Annotated in this window: 25 protein-coding genes; all 25 read left to right on the forward strand. The window is 66.6% G+C overall.

The window, feature by feature from the left end; translation table 11 throughout:
* The first annotated feature begins 129 nt into the window (after nt 1-129).
* Complete coding sequence (gene rpoB, locus FB559_RS18170) at nt 130-3,600, forward strand: DNA-directed RNA polymerase subunit beta (protein ID WP_141956724.1); 3,471 nt, start codon at nt 130-132, stop codon at nt 3,598-3,600.
* An 89-nt stretch (nt 3,601-3,689) separates the two neighbouring features.
* On the forward strand, nt 3,690-7,565 hold the full coding sequence (locus FB559_RS18175) for a DNA-directed RNA polymerase subunit beta' (protein WP_141956725.1): 3,876 nt from the start codon (nt 3,690-3,692) through the stop codon (nt 7,563-7,565).
* A 269-nt stretch (nt 7,566-7,834) separates the two neighbouring features.
* Entirely contained in the window at nt 7,835-10,063 is a 2,229-nt protein-coding gene (locus FB559_RS43950) for a hypothetical protein (RefSeq protein ID WP_185792281.1), read from the forward strand.
* A gap of 464 nt (nt 10,064-10,527) precedes the next feature.
* Nucleotides 10,528-10,902 carry a 30S ribosomal protein S12 gene (gene rpsL / locus FB559_RS18185; RefSeq protein ID WP_019632621.1) on the forward strand — a complete coding sequence of 125 codons (375 nt, stop codon included), beginning with the start codon at nt 10,528-10,530 and terminating at the stop codon, nt 10,900-10,902.
* Nucleotide 10,903: 1 nt separating this feature from the next.
* Nucleotides 10,904-11,374, forward strand: coding sequence for a 30S ribosomal protein S7 (gene rpsG, locus FB559_RS18190; RefSeq protein ID WP_141956726.1), 471 nt, complete (start codon nt 10,904-10,906; stop codon nt 11,372-11,374).
* A 93-nt stretch (nt 11,375-11,467) separates the two neighbouring features.
* Nucleotides 11,468-13,528 carry an elongation factor G gene (gene fusA, locus FB559_RS18195; RefSeq protein ID WP_425455070.1) on the forward strand — a complete coding sequence of 687 codons (2,061 nt, stop codon included), beginning with the start codon at nt 11,468-11,470 and terminating at the stop codon, nt 13,526-13,528.
* An 82-nt stretch (nt 13,529-13,610) separates the two neighbouring features.
* On the forward strand, nt 13,611-14,804 hold the full coding sequence (gene tuf / locus FB559_RS18200) for an elongation factor Tu (protein ID WP_141956728.1): 1,194 nt from the start codon (nt 13,611-13,613) through the stop codon (nt 14,802-14,804).
* Nucleotides 14,805-14,956: 152 nt separating this feature from the next.
* The gene (rpsJ, locus tag FB559_RS18205; protein ID WP_141956729.1) at nt 14,957-15,265 is read left to right on the forward strand and encodes a 30S ribosomal protein S10; all 309 of its coding nucleotides are present in this window, start codon (nt 14,957-14,959) and stop codon (nt 15,263-15,265) included.
* Nucleotides 15,266-15,277: 12 nt separating this feature from the next.
* Entirely contained in the window at nt 15,278-15,925 is a 648-nt protein-coding gene (gene rplC / locus FB559_RS18210; RefSeq protein WP_141956730.1) for a 50S ribosomal protein L3, read from the forward strand.
* Nucleotides 15,926-16,567 carry a 50S ribosomal protein L4 gene (gene rplD / locus FB559_RS18215; RefSeq protein ID WP_141956731.1) on the forward strand — a complete coding sequence of 214 codons (642 nt, stop codon included), beginning with the start codon at nt 15,926-15,928 and terminating at the stop codon, nt 16,565-16,567.
* The gene (gene rplW, locus FB559_RS18220; RefSeq protein ID WP_141956732.1) at nt 16,564-16,866 is read left to right on the forward strand and encodes a 50S ribosomal protein L23; all 303 of its coding nucleotides are present in this window, start codon (nt 16,564-16,566) and stop codon (nt 16,864-16,866) included. The genes rplD and rplW overlap by 4 nt, the downstream gene beginning before the upstream one ends.
* Before the next feature lie 128 nt (nt 16,867-16,994).
* Complete coding sequence (gene rplB / locus FB559_RS18225) at nt 16,995-17,828, forward strand: 50S ribosomal protein L2 (protein WP_141956733.1); 834 nt, start codon at nt 16,995-16,997, stop codon at nt 17,826-17,828.
* A gap of 10 nt (nt 17,829-17,838) precedes the next feature.
* A complete protein-coding gene (rpsS, locus tag FB559_RS18230; protein ID WP_141956734.1) occupies nt 17,839-18,120 on the forward strand; it encodes a 30S ribosomal protein S19 in 282 nt (93 codons plus the stop codon).
* Between the two features lie 29 nt (nt 18,121-18,149).
* Nucleotides 18,150-18,554: a 50S ribosomal protein L22 gene (gene rplV / locus FB559_RS18235; protein ID WP_141956735.1), complete on the forward strand. Its 405-nt coding sequence runs from the start codon at nt 18,150-18,152 to the stop codon at nt 18,552-18,554.
* On the forward strand, nt 18,554-19,432 hold the full coding sequence (gene rpsC / locus FB559_RS18240) for a 30S ribosomal protein S3 (RefSeq protein WP_141956736.1): 879 nt from the start codon (nt 18,554-18,556) through the stop codon (nt 19,430-19,432). Before rplV ends, rpsC begins: the two co-directional genes overlap by 1 nt.
* Nucleotides 19,433-19,439: 7 nt before the next feature.
* Nucleotides 19,440-19,859 carry a 50S ribosomal protein L16 gene (rplP, locus tag FB559_RS18245; RefSeq protein ID WP_141956737.1) on the forward strand — a complete coding sequence of 140 codons (420 nt, stop codon included), beginning with the start codon at nt 19,440-19,442 and terminating at the stop codon, nt 19,857-19,859.
* Nucleotides 19,859-20,110: a 50S ribosomal protein L29 gene (gene rpmC / locus FB559_RS18250; protein ID WP_141956738.1), complete on the forward strand. Its 252-nt coding sequence runs from the start codon at nt 19,859-19,861 to the stop codon at nt 20,108-20,110. The genes rplP and rpmC overlap by 1 nt, the downstream gene beginning before the upstream one ends.
* Complete coding sequence (gene rpsQ, locus FB559_RS18255; protein WP_141956739.1) at nt 20,103-20,375, forward strand: 30S ribosomal protein S17; 273 nt, start codon at nt 20,103-20,105, stop codon at nt 20,373-20,375. The genes rpmC and rpsQ overlap by 8 nt, the downstream gene beginning before the upstream one ends.
* 78 nt (nt 20,376-20,453) lie before the next feature.
* Nucleotides 20,454-20,822, forward strand: a complete 369-nt coding sequence (rplN, locus tag FB559_RS18260; protein WP_141956740.1) for a 50S ribosomal protein L14 — start codon at nt 20,454-20,456, stop codon at nt 20,820-20,822.
* Nucleotides 20,822-21,136: a 50S ribosomal protein L24 gene (rplX, locus tag FB559_RS18265; RefSeq protein WP_141956741.1), complete on the forward strand. Its 315-nt coding sequence runs from the start codon at nt 20,822-20,824 to the stop codon at nt 21,134-21,136. The genes rplN and rplX overlap by 1 nt, the downstream gene beginning before the upstream one ends.
* The gene (gene rplE, locus FB559_RS18270; RefSeq protein WP_141956742.1) at nt 21,136-21,711 is read left to right on the forward strand and encodes a 50S ribosomal protein L5; all 576 of its coding nucleotides are present in this window, start codon (nt 21,136-21,138) and stop codon (nt 21,709-21,711) included. The genes rplX and rplE overlap by 1 nt, the downstream gene beginning before the upstream one ends.
* 51 nt (nt 21,712-21,762) lie before the next feature.
* Nucleotides 21,763-21,948 carry a type Z 30S ribosomal protein S14 gene (locus FB559_RS18275; RefSeq protein ID WP_141956743.1) on the forward strand — a complete coding sequence of 62 codons (186 nt, stop codon included), beginning with the start codon at nt 21,763-21,765 and terminating at the stop codon, nt 21,946-21,948.
* 138 nt (nt 21,949-22,086) lie between these two features.
* A complete protein-coding gene (gene rpsH / locus FB559_RS18280; RefSeq protein ID WP_141956744.1) occupies nt 22,087-22,485 on the forward strand; it encodes a 30S ribosomal protein S8 in 399 nt (132 codons plus the stop codon).
* 15 nt (nt 22,486-22,500) lie between these two features.
* Entirely contained in the window at nt 22,501-23,037 is a 537-nt protein-coding gene (gene rplF / locus FB559_RS18285) for a 50S ribosomal protein L6 (protein ID WP_141956745.1), read from the forward strand.
* An 8-nt stretch (nt 23,038-23,045) separates the two neighbouring features.
* Nucleotides 23,046-23,426 (forward strand): 50S ribosomal protein L18, encoded by a 381-nt coding sequence (gene rplR, locus FB559_RS18290; protein ID WP_425455071.1) that lies wholly within the window; start codon nt 23,046-23,048, stop codon nt 23,424-23,426.
* Nucleotides 23,427-23,450: the final 24 nt, after the last annotated feature.

The following is a 23,450-nucleotide window of genomic DNA, read 5'->3' on the forward strand; positions in this document are numbered from 1 at the left end:
CCCTTTGCGCTGCCCTCTGATTATCCACAACCTGAGAGACCGTCGAGAGTCCATCTTGCACGGTTTTGGGACGTGGATGATCTGGCGTGCGCGTCGTCAGTCCGCCGCGAGCCCTCGGAAGGACCACTCTTGGCAGCCTCGCGCAACGCCTCGACTACCGCAACCGGTCCGAACCGCGTTTCTTTTGCGCGAATCAAGGAGCCTCTGGAAGTTCCGGACCTCCTCGCGCTGCAAACCGAGTCCTTTGACTGGTTGCTCGGTAACGAGAGGTGGAAGGCCCGGGTCGATGCGGCCCAGCAGGCCGGTCGTAAGGATGTCCCGACACAGTCGGGACTTGAGGAGATCTTCGAAGAGATCAGTCCCATCGAAGACTTCTCCGGCACCATGTCCCTCTCGTTCCGTGATCATCGGTTCGAGCCGCCGAAGTACTCCGTTGAGGAGTGCAAAGACAAGGACATGACCTTCTCCGCCCCGATGTTCGTCACGGCGGAGTTCATCAACAACTCCACGGGGGAGATCAAGAGCCAGACGGTGTTCATGGGTGACTTCCCGCTCATGACGCCGAAGGGCACCTTCATCATCAACGGCACCGAGCGTGTCGTCGTCTCGCAGCTCGTCCGTTCGCCCGGCGTCTACTTCGACCGGTCGCTGGACAAGACGTCCGACAAGGACATCTTCGGCTGCAAGGTGATCCCCTCCCGGGGTGCATGGCTCGAGTTCGAGGTCGACAAGCGCGACAACGTCGGCGTCCGGATCGACCGTAAGCGCAAGCAGAGCGTCACCGTTCTGCTCAAGGCGCTCGGCTGGGATGACGCCCGCATTCTCGAGCGCTGGGGCGACTACGAGTCGATGCGGATCACCCTGGAGAAGGACCACACCAGCGGGCAGGACGATGCCCTGCTCGACATCTACCGCAAGCTGCGTCCGGGCGAGCCTCCGACCAAGGAGTCCGCGCAGACGCTGCTTGAAAATCTCTATTTCAACCCGAAGCGCTACGACCTCGCGAAGGTCGGCCGCTACAAGGTCAACAAGAAGCTCGGCGTCGACCTGGAGCTCTCGCAGGGCACGCTGACCGAAGACGACGTCGTCACGACCATCGACTACATGGTCAGGCTGCACGCCGGCGAGGAAGAGATGACCGCTCCGGCGGGTCGTAGCATCCCCGTCGAGACCGACGACATCGACCACTTCGGCAACCGTCGTCTGCGTACGGTCGGCGAGCTGATCCAAAACCAGGTGCGCCTGGGTCTGGCCCGGATGGAGCGTGTCGTCCGCGAGCGGATGACCACGCAGGACGTCGAGGCGATCACGCCCCAGACGCTGATCAACATCCGGCCGGTCGTCGCCTCCATCAAGGAGTTCTTCGGCACCAGCCAGCTCTCGCAGTTCATGGACCAGACCAACCCGCTCGCGGGCCTGACGCACAAGCGGCGTCTGTCGGCCCTCGGCCCGGGCGGTCTGTCACGTGAGCGTGCGGGCATGGAGGTCCGCGACGTTCACCCGTCGCACTACGGCCGCATGTGCCCGATCGAGACGCCGGAAGGCCCGAACATCGGTCTGATCGGCTCACTGAGCTCGTACGGCCGGGTCAACTCCTTCGGCTTCATCGAGACGCCTTACCGCAAGGTCGTCGACGGCCGGGTCACCGAGCAGATCGACTACCTCACCGCGGACGAAGAGGACCGGCACGTCGTCGCCCAGGCGAACACGCCGATCGAGGACAACGGCGACTTCAAGGAAAACCGCGTCCTGGTCCGGCGTAAGGGCGGCGAGATCGAGTTCATCCCGCCGACCGACGTGGACTACATGGACGTCTCACCGCGCCAGATGGTGTCGGTCGCGACGGCCATGATCCCGTTCCTCGAGCACGACGACGCGAACCGCGCGCTCATGGGCTCCAACATGCAGCGCCAGTCGGTGCCACTGCTCCGCAGTGAGGCACCGCTGGTGGGCACGGGCATGGAGTACCGCGCGGCGACCGACGCCGGCGACGTCATCGTGGCCGAAAAGGCCGGTGTCGTCGAGGAGGTCTCGGCCGACTACATCACGGTGATGAACGACGACGGCACGCGCACGACCTACCGTGTCGCCAAGTTCAAGCGCTCCAACCAGGGCACGTGCTTCAACCAGAAGCCCATCGTGAACGAAGGCCAGCGGGTCGAGGTCGGCACGGTCGTCGCCGACGGTCCGTGTACCGACAACGGTGAGATGGCGCTCGGCAAGAACCTCCTGGTGGCGTTCATGCCCTGGGAGGGCCACAACTACGAAGACGCGATCATCCTGTCGCAGCGACTGGTGCAGGACGACGTCCTCTCCTCGATTCACATCGAGGAGCACGAGGTCGACGCCCGTGACACCAAGCTGGGCCCGGAGGAGATCACCCGGGACATCCCGAACGTCTCCGAAGAGGTCCTGTCCGACCTGGACGAGCGCGGCATCATCCGCATCGGTGCCGAGGTCACCACGGGCGACATTCTCGTCGGCAAGGTCACGCCCAAGGGCGAGACCGAGCTGACCCCGGAGGAGCGCCTTCTGCGCGCGATCTTCGGTGAGAAGGCCCGTGAGGTCCGCGACACCTCGCTGAAGGTTCCGCACGGTGAGTCCGGCAAGGTCATCGGTGTCCGCGTGTTCAGCCGGGAAGAGGGCGACGAGCTCCCTCCGGGCGTGAACGAGCTGGTCCGCGTCTACGTGGCCCAGAAGCGCAAGATCACCGACGGCGACAAGCTGGCCGGCCGCCACGGCAACAAGGGCGTCATCTCCAAGGTGCTGCCCGTCGAGGACATGCCGTTCCTTGAGGACGGCACCGCGGTCGACATCGTCCTCAACCCGCTCGGTGTTCCCGGCCGAATGAACGTCGGCCAGGTTCTGGAGACCCACCTCGGGTGGGTGGCCAGCCGAGGCTGGAAGGTCGACGGAGACGACGCCGACTGGAAGCGCAACCTGAAGGCCATCGGGGCGGACAGTGCCGATCCCGGCACCAACGTCGCGACACCGGTCTTCGACGGCGCCCGCGAGGAAGAGATCACCGAGCTGCTCGACAGCACCATGCCGAACCGCGACGGCGAGCGCATGGTGCAGAAGACCGGCAAGGCGCGGATGTTCGACGGTCGCACCGGTGAGCCCTTCAAGGACCCGATCGCGGTCGGTTACATCTACATTCTGAAGCTGCTCCACCTGGTCGATGACAAGATCCACGCGCGGTCGACCGGCCCGTACTCCATGATCACCCAGCAGCCGCTCGGCGGTAAGGCCCAGTTCGGTGGCCAGCGCTTCGGTGAGATGGAGGTCTGGGCACTGGAGGCGTACGGCGCCGCCTACGCCCTCCAGGAGCTGCTCACCATCAAGTCCGACGACGTTCTCGGCCGCGTGAAGGTCTACGAGGCCATCGTCAAGGGCGAGAACATCCCTGAGCCGGGCATCCCTGAGTCCTTCAAGGTGCTGATCAAGGAAATGCAGTCGCTGTGCCTCAACGTCGAGGTGCTCTCCAGCGACGGCATGTCCATCGAGATGCGTGACACCGACGAGGACGTCTTCCGCGCGGCGGAGGAGCTCGGCATCGACCTGTCCCGGCGTGAGCCGAGCAGTGTCGAAGAGGTCTAGCGAGCGGATTGCCGGGCCGGCGCGAAAGCGCCCGGCCCGGCGGCCGCGACCTGGGAACGGCATACGACAGCAGGGGACTGGTTAACAAAGTGCTCGACGTCAACTTCTTCGACGAGCTGCGGATCGGCCTGGCGACGGCAGACGACATCCGGCAGTGGTCACACGGCGAGGTCAAGAAGCCAGAGACCATCAACTACCGGACGCTCAAGCCCGAGAAGGACGGACTCTTCTGCGAGAAGATCTTCGGTCCGACCCGCGACTGGGAATGCTACTGCGGCAAGTACAAGCGCGTCCGCTTCAAGGGCATCATCTGTGAGCGCTGCGGCGTCGAGGTGACCCGCGCCAAGGTACGGCGTGAGCGGATGGGCCACATCGAGCTGGCCGCTCCCGTCACTCACATCTGGTACTTCAAGGGCGTGCCGAGCCGTCTGGGATACCTCCTGGACCTGGCGCCCAAGGACCTCGAAAAGATCATCTATTTCGCGGCCTACATGATCACGACGGTCGACACCGACGCGCGTGAGCGCGACCTGCCTTCGCTCGAGGCAAAGATCTCCGTGGAGCGGCAGCAGATCGAGCAGCGCCGCGACTCCGAGATCGAGGCCCGGCAGAAGAAGCTCGAGCAGGACCTCGCCGAGCTTGAGGCCGCAGGCGCCAAGGGCGACCAGCGCCGCAAGGTGCGCGAGGCCGCCGAGCGCGAGATCAAGCAGATCCGCGACCGGGCCCAGCGCGAGCTCGACCGCCTCGACGAGGTGTGGAACCGCTTCCGCAACCTCAAGATCCAGGACCTCGAGGGCGACGAACTGCTCTACCGCGAGATGCGCGACCGTTTCGGCCGCTACTTCGAGGGTGGCATGGGCGCCGCGGCGATCCAGAAGCGCCTGCAGAACTTCGACCTCGACGAGGAGTCGGAGCGCCTGCGGGAGATCATTCGCAGCGGCAAGGGCCAGAAGAAGGCTCGTGCACTCAAGCGCCTCAAGGTCGTCTCCGCCTTCCTCAACACGCGCAACAGCCCGCAGGGCATGGTGCTCGACTGCATCCCGGTGATCCCGCCGGACCTGCGCCCGATGGTGCAGCTCGACGGTGGCCGGTTCGCCACGAGCGACCTCAACGACCTGTACCGCCGCGTCATCAACCGGAACAACCGGCTGAAGAGGCTGCTCGACCTCGGCGCGCCCGAGATCATCGTCAACAACGAGAAGCGGATGCTTCAGGAGGCCGTCGACGCGCTGTTCGACAACGGCCGCCGTGGTCGGCCCGTCACCGGGCCCGGCAACCGTCCGCTCAAGTCGCTGTCCGACATGCTCAAGGGCAAGCAGGGCCGGTTCCGTCAGAACCTGCTCGGCAAGCGCGTCGACTACTCGGGCCGTTCGGTCATCGTCGTCGGCCCGCAGCTCCGGCTTCACCAGTGCGGCCTGCCCAAGCAGATGGCTCTGGAGCTGTTCAAGCCCTTCGTCATGAAGCGGCTGGTCGACCTCAACCACGCACAGAACATCAAGAGCGCCAAGCGCATGGTCGAGCGTGCACGCCCGGCCGTGTGGGACGTGCTCGAAGAGGTCATCACCGAGCACCCGGTGCTGCTCAACCGGGCGCCGACACTGCACCGCCTGGGCATCCAGGCCTTCGAGCCGCAGCTGGTCGAGGGCAAGGCCATCCAGATTCACCCACTCGTCTGCACCGCGTTCAACGCGGACTTCGACGGTGACCAGATGGCCGTGCACCTGCCGCTGTCGGCCGAGGCCCAGGCCGAGGCGCGCATCCTGATGCTCTCGACCAACAACATCCTCAAGCCGTCCGACGGCAAGCCGGTCACGATGCCGACCCAGGACATGGTCATCGGCCTGTTCTGGCTGACCACGGAGAAGAAGGATGCGGACGGCGAAGGCCGTACGTTCTCGACCCTCTCCGAGGCGATCATGGCCTACGACCGCAACGAGCTGGACCTGCAGGCCACGGTCCAGGTCCGGGTCAAGGACGTCCCGCCGCCGCGCGGCTGGGTCGCGCCGGAGGGATACGAGGAGGGGCAGCCGTACCGCCTCGAGACCACCCTCGGCCGTCTCCTGTTCAACGAGGCGCTCCCCGCCGACTTCCCGTTCGTGAACTACGAGGTCGGCAAGAAGCAGCTCTCGGTGATCGTCAACGAGCTGGCCGAGACGTACCCGAAGGTCGACGTGGCCAACGCGCTCGACGCGCTGAAGGACACCGGCTTCAAGTGGGCGACCCGTTCCGGCGTCACCATCGCCATCGACGACGTCATCGCCCCGCCGAACAAGGCGGAGATCATGGCGTCGTACGAGAAGCGTGCCGACAAGGTGCAGCGGGAGTACGACCGGGGTCTGATCACCGACGACGAGCGCCGTCAGGAGCTCATCGAGATCTGGACCCACGCCACGACCGACGTCGCCAAGGACATGGAGGCGGCGTTCCCCGCCACCAACCCGATCTGGATGATGATCAACTCCGGTGCTCGCGGTAACCCGCTGCAGCTCCGGCAGATCGCCGGTATGCGTGGTCTGGTCTCCAACCCCAAGGGTGAGACCATCCCGCGGCCGATCAAGTCGTCCTTCCGTGAGGGCCTGTCCGTGGTCGAGTACTTCATCGCCACGCACGGTGCCCGTAAGGGTCTGGCCGACACCGCTCTGCGTACCGCCGACTCGGGCTACCTGACCCGTCGTCTGGTCGACGTCGCGCAGGACGTCATCGTCCGCGAGGACGACTGCGGCACCGAGCGCACGATCAAGTTCGCGATCGCGACCAAGGGATCCGACGGCTCCCTGATCAAGGTGGCGAACTCCGAGAACAGCCTCGTCGGACGCAACATCGCCGAGGACATCGAGGTCGATGGCACCGTCATCTACCCGGGCGGCACCGACCTCACGGACATCGTCATCAACCGCCTCATCGAGGTGGGCATCGCCGAGGTCCGTACGCGGAGCGCGCTGGTCTGTGAGTCCAAGATCGGTGTCTGCGCGATGTGCTACGGCCGTTCGCTGGCCACCGGCAAGCTCGTGGACGTCGGCGAGGCGGTCGGCATCATCGCCGCCCAGTCGATCGGCGAGCCCGGCACCCAGCTGACGATGCGTACCTTCCACACCGGTGGTGTGGCGGGTATCGACATCACGCACGGTCTGCCGCGTGTCCAGGAGCTGTTCGAGGCGCGCATCCCCAAGGGTGTCGCCCCGATCAGCGAGGTGGCCGGCCGGATCCGCATCGACGAGACCGAGAAGACCCGCAAGATCGTGGTCATCCCGGACGACGGTGGCGAGGAGATCGCCTACCCGGTGCCGATGCGGTCGCGGCTGAAGATCAAGGACGGCGACCGGGTCTACGTCGGTCAGCAGCTCATCGAGGGTGCGATCAACCCTCACGAGGTGCTGCGCATCCTCGGCCCGCGCGCGGTCCAGCTGCACCTGGTCGACCAGGTGCAGGAGGTCTACCGGTCCCAGGGTGTGTCCATCCACGACAAGCACATCGAGATCATCGTTCGGCAGATGCTGAAGCGGGTCCAGGTGCTGGAGTCCGGCGACACCGACATGCTGCCCGGTGTGGAGCTGATCGAGCGGCCGCGGTTCGAGGAGTTCAACCGCGCCATCGTGTCCGAGGGCGGTCAGCCCGCGGTCGGCCGGCCTCAGCTCATGGGCATCACGAAGGCGTCGCTGGCCACCGAGTCGTGGCTGTCGGCGGCCTCCTTCCAGGAGACCACCCGGGTGCTCACGGACGCGGCGATCCACGCCAAGTCCGACCCGCTGGTGGGCCTGAAGGAGAACGTCATCATCGGAAAGCTGATCCCGGCCGGTACGGGCATGCCCCAGTACCGCAACATCCGGGTGGAGCCGACCGAAGAGGCCAAGGCGGCCGTCTACTCCGTCGGGTCCTACGACGAGGGCGCCGAGTACGCCTTCGGCCAGGGCTCCGGCGAGGCGGTTCCGCTGGAGGAGTACGACTTCGGTCAGTACAACCGCTGAACACGGTACGAAACCCAAGTCCAGAGGCCGCTTCCGAGCAGTTCGGGAGCGGCCTCTGGCCTTGTCCGAAGAACCCCACATCAGCACGTGATTTGCAGTAAGGCCGGTCACCACGGCAGGCTGGGGCGAAGGGTATACCGGCGGAGATTACTGCCGGATGTGGTCGATGACAGACTCGGAGGTCCCCTTATGCGCCATGCGCCTTCGAGTGAAGTTATGCACTGCCGGCGGCTGGCCGCCGGCGGCATCGGCGCTGAAGGAGCCCGACGATGACCGAGCAGAACGGCCCCCAGGGATCGCACTGGCCGTTGCCTGATGAGCAAGGTTCGTCCGAACCGTCCCCCACATCAGACGCCTCCGACAGCGACACGGGCGGGGCGCAGACCGGCCAGGGCGCGGCGCAGGAGCCGGAGACACCGTCCCCGGCCGCGGACGTTCCGCCGGAGGTCCTCGAGTCGGGCCGCACCGTGGTCTTCGGTGCGCACCGCCGGCCCGGCAAGCCCGCCGAGTCCGATGAGCTCGGCACCCCCGTCGCGAGTGGCGAGGAGACTCCCTCCGCGGAGCCGCCGGCGTACGGGCAGCCGGGCGGGTACCCCCCGCCGAGCGCACCGCCGCCGTACGGCGCGCCGGGTGCTCCCGGCGCCCCCGGTGAGCAGGCCCCTCCCGCGTACGGCCAGCCGCCCTACGGTGGCCAGCCCGGCGGCCCGCCGCCGTACTCCCAGCAGCCGTACGGACAGCAGCCCTATGGCCAGCAGCCCTATGGCCAGCAACCCTACGGACAGCAGCCCTACGACCAGCAGCAACAGCCTTACGGTCAGCAGCCGAACGAGCAGCAGCAGCCTCCCTACGGCCAGCAGCAGCCGTACGGGCAGCCGTCCTACGGGCAGCCGGGCGAGCAGCCCTACGACCAGCCTCCGCCGCCCTATGGTCAGCAGCAGCCGTACGGGCAGCCTCAGGAGCCGCCGGCCGGTTCTCCCGCCTACGGACAGGACGCCTACGGGCAGGGTCAGCAGGGAGGGCCCCCGCCCTACGGCCAGCAGCCCTACGGCGAGCAGCCGCCCTCGTACGGCCAGCAGCCCTATGGTCAGCAGCCCGGCTACCCCCAGCAGCCCTACGGCGACCAGGGGGGCTACGGCCAGCCCGGATACGCCCCTCCGCAGTACGGCGGGCAGCCGGGCTACGGACAGCCGGGAGCGCCCGCCTACGGTGAGCCGCCCTCCGGCGAGGACGACGCGGCCGAGCGCACCTCGGTCGTGCCGCCGCCGGAGTCCGCACCGGGTGCGCCCTCGGGCGATCCCTCGCCGGCAGGCCACCCGGGCATGTCCGCGACCACGGCGTTCCCGGGCACGGGCTACGACACGGGTGAGCAGCAGCCGCCGTCCTCGTTCGGCTCCCGGCCGGGTGAGGGCGACGACTCGCACGCGACCATGCTCGACACCCCGATGCCGCCGGGACCGGCCACCGGTGACTACGCCGTGCCGTCCGGCGACGTTCCGGCGTACGGTGCCGCGCCCGTCGAGGACGTCGTGCCGGGCTTCGGCCCGCCGCAGGACGAGACCTCACAGGACGACCAGGGCGACCGGAGTGGCGCCGAGCGCACGTTGCTGGTGCCGCCCCCCGAGGGCGGATCGCCGTCGGAGAGCGCAGGACGGTTCGGCGAGGACGTGCCCGTGCACGGCGACGCGGACTCCGGCACCGCCCCGGGCGGTGAGGACAGGTCCGCCACCGCCTTCGGTTACACCTCGCCGGGCGAGCCGGCGTCGCCTCCCTCGCCGTACGAGCCTTCGTCACCGTACGAGCCGGCGGCCTCGTACGAGCCGGCCTCGCCCTATGACGCGTCGGCGCCGTACGCGGTGCCCCCGTCCGGTGGTGAGCCGTCGCCGTACGCCCCGCAGCCGGGGAGCGAGCCGGGTCAGCCGGGTCAGCCGTCCTGGGCGTCGCCGGGCGGTGAGCAGGGCTTCCCGCAGTACGGCCAGCCGGGTCAGCCAGGCCAGCCGGGTCAGGGACAGGACCCCGGGCAGCAGCAGCCCTACGGCGAGCAGCCGGGCCAGCAGGCCCAGCCGGGCCAGGCCCCGCAGGGTTACGGTCAGCCGGGTTACGGCCAGGGTTACGGTCAGCAGGGCTACGGGCAGCAGCAGGGCTACGGCCAGCAGTCGTACGGCCAGCAGCCCTACGGCGAGCAGCAGGGACAGCAGCCACAGCAGGGGCAGCCGCAAGAGGGCCAGCCCCAGGGCTACGGTCAGCAGCAGCCGGGTTACGGCCAGGGTTACGGTCAGCAGGGCTACGGACAGCAGCAGGGGTACGGCCAGCAGGCCGCGCCCTACGGTCAGCAGCAGCCCTACGGCCAGGAGCAAGCGGGCCAGGCCGGCTATCCCGGCTACGGGCAGTCGGCGGCCCCGGCCACCGGCGGCGAGTCGAAGCAGAAGCTCTGGATCGCCCTCGGCGGCGGCGTGGTCGTCCTGATCATCCTGTTCATCATCCTGTTCGTGGCCCTCTGAGAGGGCGGCGCGTCTCTGCTTCCAACCGGGAGCGAACTACGACACAATGCCGACGGAACAAACCGTCGGCATTGTGTCGTTGTAGAGGAAGACTCGCCACGCCACGCCGATGTGGTAGAGCCTTGTTTTGACCCATGCGCGGGTGTTGGGTAGTCTCTCCCTTCGTGCCCGCGGTTCGCGGGTTCAACGTGCGTGCACACCGATCTCGGTGCCTTACCGTCGTGAAGTCGACGCGGTGACCGGCCTGAAGTCAGCGTGCGGCGCGGATTCGACTCCCTGAGTTCACCTGGCCTTTCTCGGCTGAGTGCAGGAGGGCGTGCGCGACACGCCCGACCACGGGGGTCGGAGACAGAAGCAAAACGGCAGGTCATGGCCGCAGGATGGTCGTGACCGGCTGGCCGCGCGAGAGCGCGGCAGACCCCAGCAATGACTCAACGGCTTGGTACGAGGAAGACGGAGACGCGGTGCCCACGATCCAGCAGCTGGTCCGCAAGGGCCGCCAGGACAAGGTGACCAAGAACAAGACGCCGGCGCTCAAGGGAAGCCCGCAGCGCCGCGGCGTCTGCACGCGCGTCTACACGACGACGCCTAAGAAGCCGAACTCCGCGCTGCGCAAGGTCGCCCGTGTCCGCCTGACGAGCGGGATAGAGGTCACGGCCTACATCCCGGGCGTTGGACACAACCTGCAGGAGCACTCGATCGTGCTCGTGCGTGGCGGCCGTGTGAAGGACCTTCCGGGTGTTCGGTACAAGATCATCCGGGGGTCACTGGACACCCAGGGTGTCCGGAACCGGAAGCAGGCCCGGAGCCGCTACGGCGCGAAGAAGGAGAAGAGCTGAGATGCCTCGCAAGGGCCCCGCAGGTAAGCGCCAGCTGATCGCTGACCCGGTGTACAACTCGCCGTTGGTCACTTCGCTGGTCAACAAGGTCCTGCTCGACGGCAAGCGGTCGATCGCTCAGAGCATCGTGTACGACGCCCTCGAGGGGTGCCGTGACAAGAGTGGCAACGACCCCGTCGTGACGCTCAAGCGCGCACTCGACAACGTCAAGCCGACCCTTGAGGTCCGCAGCCGGCGAGTCGGTGGCGCCACCTACCAGGTGCCCGTCGAGGTTCGCCCGGCGCGCAGCACCACCCTCGCGCTCCGCTGGCTCGTGCTCTACGCGCGGCAGCGGCGTGAGAAGACCATGACCGAGCGGCTGATGAATGAGCTGCTCGACGCGAGCAACGGCCTCGGCGCGAGTGTGAAGAAGCGCGAGGACACGCACAAGATGGCGGAGTCCAACAAGGCCTTCGCTCATTACCGCTGGTAACCCCAGCACCAAGACGTACGAGACTAGACGAGGGCGCGAGCAGTGGCTACTCAGACCGGCGTAGACCTGGCCAAGGTCCGGAATATCGGGATCATGGCCCATATCGACGCGGGCAAGACCACCACAACCGAGCGGATCCTGTACTACACCGGTGTCAACTACAAGATCGGTGAAGTCCATGAGGGCGCAGCCACCATGGACTGGATGGAACAGGAGCAGGAGCGCGGCATCACGATCACGTCTGCCGCGACGACCGTCCACTGGGCGGTCGACGACGTCGACCACACGATCAACATCATCGACACGCCCGGGCACGTTGACTTCACCGTCGAGGTGGAGCGCAACCTGCGCGTGCTGGACGGTGCCGTGGCGGTCTTCGACGGCGTCGCCGGGGTCGAGCCGCAGTCCGAGACGGTGTGGCGTCAGGCCGACCGTTACAACGTGCCGCGGATGTGCTTCGTCAACAAGCTCGACCGCGTCGGCGCGGAGTTCCACCGCTGCGTCGACATGATCGTCGATCGCCTGCACGCCACTCCGCTGGTGCTGCAGATCCCGATCGGTGCCGAGGCCGACTTCAAGGGCGTTATCGACCTGGTCCGCATGAAGGCCCTGGTGTGGAGCGCCGAGGCGGCCAAGGGCGAGATGTACGACGTTCTCGACATTCCTGACACGCACGCCGATGCCGCCCGCGAGTGGCACGACAAGCTGGTCGAGACGCTCGCCGAGGCCGACGACGAGATCATGGAGCTGTACCTCGAGGGCAACGAGCCCACGGTGGAGCAGCTGGTCCCGGCCATTCGCCGGGCCACGATCGCCGGCAACCTCACCCCGGTCACCTGTGGCACCGCGTTCAAGAACAAGGGCGTGCAGCCGCTGCTCGACGCGATCGTCAACTACCTCCCCTCGCCGCTCGACGTCGAGTCCATCAAGGGCCACGACTACCGCGACGAAGAGAAGGTCATCGAGCGCAGGCCGAGCGAGGAAGAGCCGTTCGCGGCTCTCGCTTTCAAGATCATGAGCGACCCGCACCTCGGCAAGCTCACCTTCATCCGCGTCTACTCGGGCTTGCTGGAGACCGGCACCACGGTCCTGAACAGCGTGAAGGACCGCAGGGAGCGCATCGGCAAGATCTACCGGATGCACGCGAACAAGCGCGAGGAGATCGAGCGCGTGGGCGCGGGCGACATCGTCGCGGTGATGGGGCTCAAGCAGACCACCACCGGCGAGACGCTCTCCGACATGAAGAGCCCGGTGATCCTGGAGTCGATGAACTTCCCGGCTCCGGTCATCAACGTCGCCATCGAGCCCAAGACCAAGGTCGACCAGCAGAAGCTGGGCACCGCGATCCAGCGGCTCGCCGAGGAGGACCCGTCCTTCCAGGTGCGGACCGACGAGGAGACCGGCCAGACCATCATCTCCGGCATGGGCGAGCTGCACCTCGAGGTGCTGGTCGACCGCATGAAGCGGGAGTTCAAGGTCGAGGCCAACGTCGGCCGGCCGCAGGTCGCCTACCGCGAGACCATCCGCCGCAAGGTGGAGAAGGTCGAGTACACCCACAAGAAGCAGACGGGTGGCTCGGGCCAGTTCGGCCGCGTCATCATCGACCTGGAGCCGCTCGGCGGCGGCAGTGACGGCTACGAGTTCGAGAACAAGGTCACCGGTGGCCGCATCCCGCGGGAGTACATCCCGTCGGTCGACGCGGGTTGCCAGGAGGCGGCCGAGTTCGGCGTGCTCGCCGGATACCCGCTGGTCGGAGTCAAGGTCACTCTGCAGGACGGCGCCTACCATGACGTCGACTCCTCGGAGCTGGCCTTCAAGATCGCCGGTTCCATGGCGTTCAAGGAGGCGGCTCGCAGAGCCGACCCCGCGCTGCTGGAGCCGATGATGGCCGTCGAGGTCACCACTCCTGAGGACTACATGGGTGACGTCATCGGCGACCTGAACGGCCGTCGTGGCCAGATTCAGGAAATGGGCGAGCGTCACGGAGTCAAGGTCATCAAGTCCACCGTGCCACTGTCCGAGATGTTCGGATACGTCGGTGACCTGCGGAGCAAGACTCAGGGACGCGCCGTTTTCACGATGCAGTTCGACTCCTACGCCGAGGTCCCAGGGAACGTCGCGCAGGAGATCATCGCCAAGGCGCGCGGCGAATAACGCCCGAGCCGAGTGACTCAACCAGCCACATTCACGAAATACGTACGTCGCAGGGCGTCAAGAGAGATTCAAGGAGACACCAGTGGCCAAGGCCAAGTTCGAGCGGACGAAGCCGCACGTAAACATCGGCACCATTGGGCACATCGACCACGGGAAGACCACCCTTACCGCGGCGATTACCAAGGTGCTCCACGACAAGCACCCTGACCTGAACCCCTTCACGCCCTTCGATGAGATCGACAAGGCACCGGAGGAGCGCGAGCGGGGTATCACGATCTCGATCGCTCACGTCGAGTACCAGACCGAGAAGCGTCACTACGCCCACGTCGACTGCCCGGGTCACGCCGACTACATCAAGAACATGATCACCGGCGCTGCCCAGATGGACGGTGCGATCCTGGTCGTGGCGGCGACGGACGGCCCGATGCCGCAGACCAAGGAGCACGTGCTCCTGGCCCGCCAGGTCGGTGTCCCGTACATCGTCGTGGCGCTCAACAAGGCCGACATGGTCGACGACGAGGAGATCCTCGAGCTCGTCGAGCTCGAGGTCCGCGAGCTGCTGTCGGAGTACGAGTTCCCGGGCGATGACGTCCCCGTGGTCCGCGTCTCCGCGCTCAAGGCCCTTGAGGGCGACGCCGAGTGGGGCTCGAAGATCGTCGAGCTCATGGACGCCTGTGACGAGAACGTCCCGGAGCCGGTTCGTGAGACCGACAGGCCGTTCCTGATGCCGATCGAGGACGTCTTCTCGATCACCGGTCGCGGCACGGTCGTCACCGGCCGCATCGAGCGTGGTGTCGTCAACGTCAACGAGACCGTCGACATCATCGGCATCCAGGAGAAGGCCACCACGACCACCGTCACCGGTGTCGAGATGTTCCGCAAGCTGCTCGACCAGGGCCAGGCGGGCGACAACGTCGGCCTGCTCCTGCGTGGCATCAAGCGCGAGGACGTCGAGCGTGGTCAGTGTGTCATCAAGCCGGGCACCAACACCCCGCACACCGAGTTCGAGGCTCAGGTCTACATCCTGTCCAAGGACGAGGGCGGCCGGCACACGCCGTTCTTCAACAACTACCGCCCGCAGTTCTACTTCCGCACCACGGACGTGACGGGCGTCGTCCACCTGCCTGAGGGCACCGAGATGGTCATGCCGGGCGACAACACCGAGATGCGTGTCGAGCTCATCCAGCCCATCGCGATGGAGGACAGCCTCCGGTTCGCGATCCGCGAGGGTGGCCGCACCGTCGGCGCCGGCCGAGTGACCAAGATCATCAAGTAGTACCCGCGGCGCGGCGGTCGGAGCTCCCGGAAACGGGCCCGGCCGCCGCACCACGACTCCCGACTTAACGGGATCTTCGCGGGAGACGCGAGAGCGGCTCACGCGGGGTGTAATCCAGCGGCACCTAGGAAGCAAAGGACACCGAGGCCACAATGGCGGGACAGAAGATCCGCATTCGGCTCAAGGCCTACGACCACGAGGTCATCGACACTTCGGCGCGAAAGATCGTCGAGACGGTGACGCGCACTGGCGCCAAGGTCGCCGGCCCGGTGCCGCTGCCGACCGAGAAGAACGTGTACTGCGTCATCCGCTCGCCGCACAAGTACAAGGACAGCCGCGAGCACTTCGAGATGCGTACGCACAAGCGCCTGATCGACATCATCGATCCGACGCCCAAGACGGTCGACTCGCTCATGCGGCTCGATCTTCCGGCCGGTGTCGACATCGAGATCAAGCTCTAAGGGCATCCAGAGATGAGCAAGCAGAGAAAGGGCGTTCTGGGCGAGAAGCTCGGTATGACCCAGGTCTTCGACGATGAGGGCCGGATCGTTCCGGTAACCGTCGTCCAAGCTGGGCCGTGCGTCGTCACCCGAGTGCGTACGCCGGACACCGACGGCTACTCCGCCGTCCAGCTCGGCTACGGCCAGATCGACCCCCGCAAGGTCAACAAGCCTCTTACCGGGCACTTCGACAAGGCCGGCGTCACGCCGCGCCGTCACGTCGTCGAGCTGCGCACCGAGGACGCCACCGAGTACGAGCTCGGCCAGGAGATCACTGTTGAGGTCTTCGAGGCCGGGCAGCGGATCGACGTCACCGGCCGCAGCAAGGGCAAGGGCACCGCGGGTGTCATGAAGCGCCACGGCTTCAAGGGCCTCAGCGCCTCTCACGGCACCCAGCGCAAGCACCGCTCACCCGGTTCGATCGGTGGCTGCGCGACGCCGGGTCGCGTGTTCAAGGGCCTGCGCATGGCCGGCCGCTACGGCAACACGCGGACGACCGTGCAGAACCTCACCGTGCACGCCATCGACGCCGACAAGGGACTGCTCCTGATCAAGGGCGCGGTTCCCGGCCCGAACGGCGGCCTGATCCTGGTGCGCAGCGCCGCGAAGGGGGCGAAGTAAGTGACCAGCAAGCTCGAGATCGAGCTCGCCCCGGAGATCTTCGACGCCAAGGTCAACGTGCCGTTGATCCACCAGGTCGTCGTGGCGCAGCTCGCCGCGGCGCGGCAGGGCACGCACAAGACCAAGACCCGCGGCGAGGTCTCCGGCGGTGGCAAGAAGCCGTATCGGCAGAAGGGCACCGGCCGGGCCCGTCAGGGTTCGACGCGCGCCCCGCAGTTCGCCGGCGGTGGCATCGTCCACGGCCCGCAGCCGCGCTCGTACGTGCAGAAGACGCCCAAGAAGATGAAGGCCGCCGCGCTTCGCGGTGCCCTGTCGGACCGGGCTCGTCACGGCCGCGTGCACGTGATGTCGGCCCTGGTCGAGGGCGACACGCCCAAGACCAAGGACGCGGTCACCGCGCTGCGCTCGATCAGCGAGGCCGAGAAGATCCTGTTGGTCCTCGACCGTGAGGACAGCGTGAGCTGGCTGAGCATCCGCAACGTCGCCGAGGTGCACGTGCTGATGGCCGACCAGCTCAACACGTACGACGTGCTCTGTAATGACGAGATCGTCTTCACCGAGCAGTCGTACCGGGCCTTTCTCGCCAAGGCGCTGGGTCAACACAGCGTCGACCACGTCGGTGGGAAGGAGAAGGCCAAGTGAGCAGGATCACCGACCCGCGCGACGTTCTCATCGCACCCGTCATCTCTGAGAAGAGCTACGGACTGCTGGACGAGAACAAATACACGTTCGAGGTTCGCCCGGACGCCAACAAGACCCAGATCAGGCAGGCCGTTGAGTCCGTCTTCGGGGTCAAGGTGACCGGCGTGAACACGCTCAACCGGTCGGGTAAGCGCAAGCGCACCCGGTTCGGTTATGGCAAGCGCAAGGACACCAAGCGGGCCATCGTGAGCCTGGCCGAGGGTGAGCGGATCGAGATCTTCGGAGGCGCGGTCTCATGACCCTCTCCTCCGTGGCGTACGGCTCCCGTGAGGGAGCGCAGGTGCGCGACCTCCGGACCCCGAGCATCGCGGAGGGCCGGTCCGGATCGGTAAACCGTCCGAAGACAGACAAGGGATGAACGAAAAAGATGGGCATCCGTAAGTACAAGCCGACGACTCCCGGTCGCCGCGGTTCGAGTGTGGCCGACTTTGTCGAGGTCACCCGGACCGAGCCGGAAAAGTCGCTGGTGCGTCCGCTTCCCAAGAAGGGCGGCCGTAACGTTCACGGCCGTATCACCACCCGGCATCAGGGCGGCGGTCACAAGCGGGCGTACCGGGTCATCGACTTTCGGCGCGCCGACAAAGACGGCGTGCCGGCCAAGGTCGCGCACATCGAGTACGACCCGAACCGCACCGCGCGGATCGCACTGCTGCACTACGCCGACGGGGAGAAGCGCTACATCCTCTGCCCGACCGGTGTGAAGCAGGGCGACCGCGTCGAGAACGGTCCGACCGCCGACATCAAGCCGGGCAACTGCCTGCCGCTGCGCAACATACCGACCGGTACGGTCGTGCACGCGATCGAGCTTCGGCCCGGTGGCGGCGCCAAGCTGGCCCGTTCGGCCGGCTCCGGCGCTCAGCTGCTGGCCAAGGAGGGCAAGTACGCCACGCTGCGTATGCCCTCGGGCGAGATGCGGATGGTGGACCTGCGCTGCCGCGCCACGGTAGGTGAGGTCGGCAACTCAGAGCAGTCCAACATCAACTGGGGCAAGGCCGGCCGCATGCGGTGGAAGGGCAAGCGCCCGACCGTCCGCGGCGTCGCGATGAACCCGATCGACCACCCGCACGGCGGTGGTGAGGGCAAGACCTCAGGTGGCCGTCACCCGTCCAGCCCGTGGGGCCAGCCAGAGGGTCGCACCCGGAAGGCGAACAAGCCGTCCGACCGGCTCATCGTCCGACGTCGTAGCAAGAAGAAGCGGTAGGAGTTGTCCGATGCCACGTAGCCTCAAGAAGGGCCCGTTCGTCGATGACCACCTGATCAAGAAGGTGGACACGCAGAACGAGAAGGGCACCAAGAACGTCATCAAGACGTGGTCGCGGCGCTCCATGATCGTGCCCGACATGCTCGGTCACACGATCGCCGTGCACGACGGCCGCAAGCACGTCCCGGTGTTCATCACCGAGGCGATGATCGGCCACAAGCTTGGAGAGTTCGCCCCGACGCGGACGTTCAAGGGCCACATCAAGGACGACCGCCGCAGTCGGCGCGGCTGACCGTAAGTATCGAGAGCGAGGAAACAGCGATGGAAGCCAGGGCCCAGGCGCGGTACGCCCGCGTCACGCCCAGAAAGGCCCGCCGCGTGGTGGACCTCATCCGCGGTATGCAAGCCGCGGAGGCTCAGGCGGTGCTGCGGTTCGCCCCCCAGGCTGCGAGCGAGCCGGTGTACAAGGTGCTCTCGAGCGCCATCGCCAACGCCGAGCACAACGACAAGCTCGACGCCGACACGCTCTGGGTGAGCCGGGCGTGGGTCGATGAGGGCCCGACGCTCAAGCGCTACCGCCCGCGTTCGATGGGGCGTGCGTACCGCATCAACAAGCGCACCAGCCACATCACGGTCGTGGTCGAGTCACGGCCCGAGGGCAACAAGGCCGGCGCCGGCAAGAACGCCGGGAACACCGGCCGTAAGCAGACGAGGAGGACCCGCTAGTGGGGCAGAAGGTAAACCCGCACGGGTTCCGACTGGGCATCACCACCGACTTCAAGAGCCGGTGGTACGCCGACAAGCTGTACAAGGACTACGTCAAGGAAGACGTGTCGATTCGCCGGATGCTGACCCGCGGCATGGACCGCGCGGGCATTTCCAAGGTCGAGATCGAGCGCACCCGTGACCGCGTCCGCGTCGACATCCACACCGCGCGTCCCGGCATCGTGATCGGCCGCCGGGGTGCCGAGGCCGACCGCATCCGCGGCGACCTGGAGAAGCTGACCGGCAAGCAGGTCCAGCTGAACATCCTCGAGGTCAAGAACCCCGAGATCGACGCGCAGCTCGTCGCGCAGGGCGTTGCTGAGCAGCTGTCCAGCCGAGTCGCGTTCCGCCGTGCCATGCGTAAGGCGATCCAGAGCGCCATGAAGAGCGGCGCCAAGGGCATCAAGGTGCAATGCGGCGGCCGCCTCGGCGGCGCCGAGATGTCACGCTCGGAGTTCTACCGCGAGGGCCAGGTGCCCCTGCACACGCTCCGCGCCGACATCGACTACGGCTTCTACGAGGCGCGTACGACCTTCGGCCGGATCGGTGTGAAGGTCTGGATCTACAAGGGTGAGGCGCCGACGAGCCGCGCCGAGCGCGAGGCGCAGGCCGCCAAGGAGCGTGCCGCCGGTGGCGGCGGTCGCCGTGAGCGGCCGCAGCGCCGTGGCGGCGGCGGCGGTGGTGGCGGCGGCGAGCGTGGCGGCGGCCGTGGCGGCCGTGGTGGCGAGCGTGGCGGCGACCGCGGTGGCCGGCAGCAGCAGGCCCCCGCGAGCGCGCCCGCCGAACAGCAGCAGGCGACTGAGGCGGCTGCGCCGTCCAGCGCGGGTGAGGGGAGCTGAATTACCAATGCTGATCCCTCGCAGGGTCAAGCACCGCAAGCAGCACCACCCGAAGCGGCGTGGCAAGGCCAAGGGCGGCACCAAGGTCGTCTTCGGTGAGTTCGGCATCCAGGCCGTCGAGGGTTCGTACGTGACCAACCGGCAGATCGAGGCCGCACGTATCGCCATGACCCGGCACATCAAGCGTGGCGGAAAGGTGTGGATCAACATCTACCCCGACCGTCCGCTGACCAAGAAGCCCGCCGAGACCCGCATGGGTTCCGGTAAGGGCTCGCCGGAGTGGTGGGTCGCGAACGTCAAGCCCGGACGAGTGATGTTCGAGCTCGCCGGCGTCCCGGAGGAGCTCGCTCGCGAGGCGCTTCGCCGCGCGATGCACAAGCTCCCGATGAAGTGCAAATTCGTGAAGCGTGAAGTGGGTGAGGCGTGATGGCCAGCAACAGCCTTACCGCCGACGATCTGCGGTCTCAGCCCGAGGAGGAGCTGGTCACCAAGCTGAAGGAGGCCAAGGAGGAGCTGTTCAACCTCCGCTTCCAGGCGGCTACGGGCCAGCTTGAGACTCACGGACGGCTGCGCGAAGTGAAGCGGGAGATTGCCCGCATTTACACAGTGATGCGGGAGCGGGAGCTCGGCATCGTCGTGCTGACCGAGGAGCCCGCGGAGGAGTCCACCGATGAGTGACCAGAACACCGAGACGCGGAGCTACCGCAAGATCCGTGAGGGTCTGGTGGTCAGCGACAAGATGGACAAGACCGTTGTGGTCGCCGTCGAGGACCGTGTCAAGCACGCGCTGTACGGCAAGATCATTCGCCGTACGACAAAGTACAAGGCGCACGATGAGTCCAACGCCTGTGGCATCGGCGACCGGGTCCGTTTGATGGAGACCCGTCCGCTGTCCGCCACCAAGCGCTGGCGCGTCGTGGAGATCCTTGAGAAGGCCAAATAGTTGGCAGTCGCGCCGAGCGACTGAGGATCGAATCCGCCAGGCTCAACTGAGAACCGGCGAGAATAAACAGGAGTTGACGTGATCCAGCAGGAGTCGCGACTCAAGGTCGCCGACAACACGGGTGCCAAGGAGATCCTTTGCATCCGGGTTCTCGGCGGCTCGGGTCGGCGCTATGCGGGCATCGGCGACATCATCGTCGCGACCGTGAAGGACGCCCTTCCCGGAGCAGGCGTGAAGAAGGGTGATGTCGTTAAGGCCGTCGTCGTGCGCACCCGCAAGGAGCGCCGCCGTCCCGACGGCTCCTACATCCGCTTCGACGAGAACGCGGCTGTGCTCATCAGGGACGGCGGAGACCCGCGCGGTACGCGCATCTTCGGGCCGGTCGGCCGGGAGCTGCGCGACAAGAGGTTCATGCGCATCATCTCGCTCGCGCCGGAGGTGCTCTGATGAAGATCAAGAAGGGCGATGACGTCATCGTCATCGCAGGCAAGGACAAGGGCGCGACCGGCAAGGTCATCGCCGCCGACCCCAAGCGTGAGCGCGTGGTCGTCGAAGGCGTGAACATGGTGAAGCGCCACACCAAGGAGACGAACCAGGGACCGCGCGGCGCCAAGGAGGGCGGGATCGTCACCAAGGAAGGTGCGATCCACGTCAGCAAGGTGGCGCTCGCCGAGGACGGCAAGCCCACCCGCGTCGGTTACCGCATCGACGACGACGGCGCGAAGGTTCGTATTTCGCGCCGTTCCGGTAAGGACATCTGATGACTGCGGACACGACCACACAGGCAACTCCGAAGCCTCGCCTCAAGCAGCGCTACCGCGACGAGATCGCCAAGGCGATGCGCGAGGAGTTCGGCTACGCCAACGTGATGCAGATTCCCGGGTTGACCAAGGTGAAGGTCAACATGGGTGTCGGTGACGCCGCCCGCGACTCGAAGCTCATCGAGGGCGCGGTACGCGACCTGACCACCATTACCGGGCAGAAGCCCGCCGTGGCCCACGCGAAGAAGTCGATCGCGCAGTTCAAGCTGCGCGAGGGCATGCCGATCGGTGCGCACGTGACCCTCCGCGGTGACCGCATGTGGGAGTTCCTCGACCGGCTGCTCTCGCTGGCCCTGCCGCGTATCCGTGACTTCCGTGGCCTGTCGCCCAAGCACTTCGACGGCAACGGCAACTACACGTTCGGGCTCACCGAGCAGGTGATGTTCCACGAGATCGACCCGGACAAGGTCGACCGTCAGCGCGGTATGGACATCACGATCGTGACCACCGCGACGACCGACGACGAGGGCCGGGCGCTTCTGCGGCACCTGGGCTTTCCGTTCCGAGAGAACTAGCCGGCGGCCGTCGCCGGGTTCGGCGGCGACCGTCAGTTATGAGGAGATTAGATGGCGAAGAAGGCTCTGATCGCCAAGGCGAACCGGAAGCCCAAGCACAGCGTGCGCGCCTACACTCGGTGCTCGCGCTGTGGGCGTCCGCGCGCGGTCTACCGCAAGTTCGGCCTGTGCCGGATCTGCTTCCGGGAGATGGCGCATCGCGGCGAGCTGCCCGGCATCACCAAGTCCAGCTGGTAAGGCCGGCTGAGCACTGCGGCCGACCAGCATTTCAATAATGACCAACCGGGTGCCTGAGCAAGGCATCCACGACCACGTCGAAGGTCCGTCACGTGCCAATCACGTACGGAAACCGCGGCGAGGAGGGCCCAGTAGGCCATGACGATGACCGACCCGATCGCAGACATGTTGACGCGTCTGCGGAACGCGAATTCGGCGTACCACGACACCGTGAACATGCCGTACTCGAAGATCAAGGCGCACATCGCCGAGATCCTCCAGCAGGAGGGTTACATCTCGGGATGGAGCGTCGAGGACGCCGAGGTCGGCAAGAAGCTTGTGGTCGACCTCAAGTTCGGCCCGAGCCGTGAGCGTTCGATCGCCGGACTCAAGCGGGTGTCCAAGCCGGGCCTGCGGGTCTACGCGAAGAAGGACAACCTGCCGAAGGTCCTCGGTGGTCTCGGCGTCGCGATCATCTCGACGTCTTCTGGCTTGATGACCGACCGGCAGGCCGGCCGTAATGGTGTGGGCGGGGAAGTCCTCGCCTACGTTTGGTAAGGGGAGGGAAACAGCATGTCGCGCATCGGACGTCTGCCCATCCCCGTCCCCGGCGGCGTCGACATCAAGGTCGACGGCCAGGTGGTCACGGTCAAGGGGCCCAAGGGCGAACTTCAGCACACGGTGGCCCGGCCGATCGAGGTCGTCCAGGAGGACGGCAACGTGAAGGTCGGCCGCCCCAGCGATGAGGGACCGGTCCGTGCACTGCACGGTCTGACCCGCACGCTGATCAACAACATGGTCGTCGGAGTGACGCAGGGATACAGCAAGACGCTGGAGATCGTCGGCGTCGGCTACCGCGTCCAGGCCAAGGGCAGCAACCTCGAGTTCTCCCTTGGCTTCAGCCACCCGATCACGGTGGAGCCGCCGGCGGGCATCACCTTCCGCGTCGAACGGCCGACCCAGTTCGTGGTCGAGGGCATCGACAAGCAGAAGGTCGGCGAGGTCGCCGCGAATATCCGCAAACTGCGCAAGCCCGACCCGTACAAGGGCAAGGGCGTGCGTTACCAAGGCGAGCAGATCCGCCGCAAGGTCGGAAAGGCTGGGAAGTAGTCGTGCCTGTGAGCAAGACTCAGGTCCGGAAGCGGACCTCGGCGCGCGCCGCGTCGCGGTCCCGCCGGCACCTGCGCGTCCGCAAGAAGATCCAGGGCAGCGCCGAGAGGCCGCGCCTGGTCGTAACGAAGTCGGCGCGGCACATGTCCGCGCAGATCATCGACGACATCGCCGGCCGTACGCTGGTGTCCGCGTCGACGCTCGACTCCACGCTCCGTACGGACGAGGGCGACAAGACGGCCAAGGCACGCAAGGTCGGCGAGATTCTGGCCGAGCGCGCCAAGGAGGCCGGCATCGGCAGCGTGGTCTTCGACCGCGCCGGGCACCGATACCACGGTCGCATCGCGGCTCTGGCCGACGGTGCGCGCGAGAGTGGGCTGGAGCTCTGATGGCCCGCTCGCAGCAACTGATGG

The organism is Actinoallomurus bryophytorum (assembly GCF_006716425.1).
Lineage (GTDB): Bacteria > Actinomycetota > Actinomycetes > Streptosporangiales > Streptosporangiaceae > Actinoallomurus > Actinoallomurus bryophytorum.

What these genes read in the sequence shown, in the direction of transcription:
- FB559_RS43950 (WP_185792281.1), top strand. Translation starts at nt 7,835, where the DNA reads ATGACCGAGCAGAACGGCCCCCAGGGATCGCACTGGCCGTTGCCTGAT.
- rpsG (WP_141956726.1), top strand. Translation starts at nt 10,904, where the DNA reads ATGCCTCGCAAGGGCCCCGCAGGTAAGCGCCAGCTGATCGCTGACCCG.
- fusA (WP_425455070.1), top strand. Translation starts at nt 11,468, where the DNA reads ATGGCCCATATCGACGCGGGCAAGACCACCACAACCGAGCGGATCCTG.
- rpsJ (WP_141956729.1), top strand. Translation starts at nt 14,957, where the DNA reads ATGGCGGGACAGAAGATCCGCATTCGGCTCAAGGCCTACGACCACGAG.
- rplC (WP_141956730.1), top strand. Translation starts at nt 15,278, where the DNA reads ATGAGCAAGCAGAGAAAGGGCGTTCTGGGCGAGAAGCTCGGTATGACC.
- rplB (WP_141956733.1), top strand. Translation starts at nt 16,995, where the DNA reads ATGGGCATCCGTAAGTACAAGCCGACGACTCCCGGTCGCCGCGGTTCG.
- rpsS (WP_141956734.1), top strand. Translation starts at nt 17,839, where the DNA reads ATGCCACGTAGCCTCAAGAAGGGCCCGTTCGTCGATGACCACCTGATC.
- rplV (WP_141956735.1), top strand. Translation starts at nt 18,150, where the DNA reads ATGGAAGCCAGGGCCCAGGCGCGGTACGCCCGCGTCACGCCCAGAAAG.
- rplP (WP_141956737.1), top strand. Translation starts at nt 19,440, where the DNA reads ATGCTGATCCCTCGCAGGGTCAAGCACCGCAAGCAGCACCACCCGAAG.
- rpmC (WP_141956738.1), top strand. Translation starts at nt 19,859, where the DNA reads ATGGCCAGCAACAGCCTTACCGCCGACGATCTGCGGTCTCAGCCCGAG.
- rpsQ (WP_141956739.1), top strand. Translation starts at nt 20,103, where the DNA reads ATGAGTGACCAGAACACCGAGACGCGGAGCTACCGCAAGATCCGTGAG.
- rplX (WP_141956741.1), top strand. Translation starts at nt 20,822, where the DNA reads ATGAAGATCAAGAAGGGCGATGACGTCATCGTCATCGCAGGCAAGGAC.
- rplE (WP_141956742.1), top strand. Translation starts at nt 21,136, where the DNA reads ATGACTGCGGACACGACCACACAGGCAACTCCGAAGCCTCGCCTCAAG.
- FB559_RS18275 (WP_141956743.1), top strand. Translation starts at nt 21,763, where the DNA reads ATGGCGAAGAAGGCTCTGATCGCCAAGGCGAACCGGAAGCCCAAGCAC.
- rpsH (WP_141956744.1), top strand. Translation starts at nt 22,087, where the DNA reads ATGACGATGACCGACCCGATCGCAGACATGTTGACGCGTCTGCGGAAC.
- rplF (WP_141956745.1), top strand. Translation starts at nt 22,501, where the DNA reads ATGTCGCGCATCGGACGTCTGCCCATCCCCGTCCCCGGCGGCGTCGAC.